Source organism: Rhodococcus sp. AG1013 (genome assembly GCF_003350365.1).
Lineage (GTDB): Bacteria > Actinomycetota > Actinomycetes > Mycobacteriales > Mycobacteriaceae > Prescottella.
In genome coordinates, this window is sequence record NZ_QQAT01000048.1 from 1 (window position 1) to 1,506 (window position 1,506).

Here is a 1,506-nt window from a genome sequence, read left to right on the forward strand (position 1 = left end):
CCTGGCTCGAGTACTACAACACTCGACGACGCCACAGCGCACTCGGAGGACTCCCACCGATCAGCCGACTGCAACCAACCTGATGGCCAGGTACACCTGATATGTAGAGAAGATTGTCAAGAGGCCATGGTGAGGCGCCGCCGGGGAGGGGACTGCCCCCACCTTGGTTGACTCGTGGGGTTGAGTAGTTCAGGCCGCGTATGCGGCTCTGTTGATTGTCTCAAACTCGATCGGAGTGAGCTTTCCGAGACGGCGTTGCCGGCGCTTGCGGTGGTAGGTCCGCTCGATCCAGGTCACGATCGCCATACGAAGTTCCGTTCGTGTCGACCAGCGCTGTCGATCGAGGACGTTCTTCTGCAGGAGGGCGAAGAACGACTCCATTGCGGCATTGTCGCCGCATGCTCCCACGCGTCCCATCGATCCACGTAACCCATTGTGCGAGAGTTCATGTACGAACTTCCGTGACCGAAATTGACTCCCTCTGTCGGAGTGGACAATCGTTCCGGCCGGGTGGCGTTGCGCGATGGCATTGCGCAACGCCGTGACTGCCAGGGACGCCTTCATGCGGGAGTCGATCGAGTATCCGACGATCTTGTTCGAGTACACATCTTTGATCGCGCAGAGGTAGAGCTTGCCCTCGTCAGTGCGGTGTTCAGTGATGTCGGTCAGCCAGAGCTCGTTGGGCTGCCCAGCGGCGAACTGGCGGTCGACGAGGTCGTCGTGAACTGGCGGGCCGGCCTTTCTGTTCACGCCTCGCTTCTTCGAGAACACCGACCAGATGCGCTCTTGTGAGCACAGTCGTGCGACGCGGTTCTCGCCGGCGGTGATGCCTCGATCGGGGAGTTCGTCTGCGATGAATCGGTAGCCGAAGGCGGGATCATCGGCGTGGATCTCGCGAGCGGCATCGATCAGATGCGCATCGTCCCAATCACGTTGTGTTACGGGCGCTTTCCTCCATTTGTAGAACGCCTGGGTAGAGAATCCGAGAACCCGGCAAGTCACCGTGACGGGGACACCGTCAGCGGCAAGGTCGAGGACCAGCGGGAACATCATTTTGGGTTGACGTCCCGGGACAAATAGGCGACGGCACGGCGCATGACCTCGGCTTCCTGCTCGAGGAGCTTGATCCGCTTACGTGCTTCTCGCAGCTCCGCCGACTCGTCCGAGCTCGTGGACGTGCCAGTGTCTATGCCGTCCTCACGGTTGGCGATCTTCAACCAGCGGTGCAGGCAGCCCTCGGAGATTCCGAAGTCCTTCGCGATCTGGCGCAGCGGGGCCTCGCCTTTACGAGCGACCGCGATGACGTCGCGGCGGAACTCCTCGGGAAACGCTTTCGGCATGGGAAACATCCTTCCACCTGTGACGAGCAGTCCTCACAGGTCAAGATGTCAACCAAACCGGGGGCAGTCCCGAGCGACCCCGACGGCGCCTCGTTGCTTCCTCGGCCGGAGTCTGCGTGGTGAGCGTGTCGGTGTGCGACGCGCGGTCAGACTGATATACGCGGGT

General features: G+C 61.4%; 2 protein-coding genes. One reads left to right on the forward strand and one right to left on the reverse strand.

What is annotated here, in order from left to right:
- A partial coding sequence (locus DEU38_RS27915; protein ID WP_147283480.1) for an integrase core domain-containing protein occupies positions 1-83 on the forward strand: 83 nt, incomplete at its 5' end.
- Between the two features lie 106 nt (positions 84-189).
- Here DEU38_RS27915 and DEU38_RS27920 read toward each other — a convergent pair.
- A protein-coding gene (locus tag DEU38_RS27920; RefSeq protein ID WP_114724615.1) for an IS3 family transposase occupies positions 190-1,340 on the reverse strand; the annotation gives its coding sequence in 2 pieces (ribosomal slippage) (positions 190-1,055 and positions 1,055-1,340; 1,152 coding nt in all).
- Between the last annotated feature and the right edge of the window lie 166 nt (positions 1,341-1,506).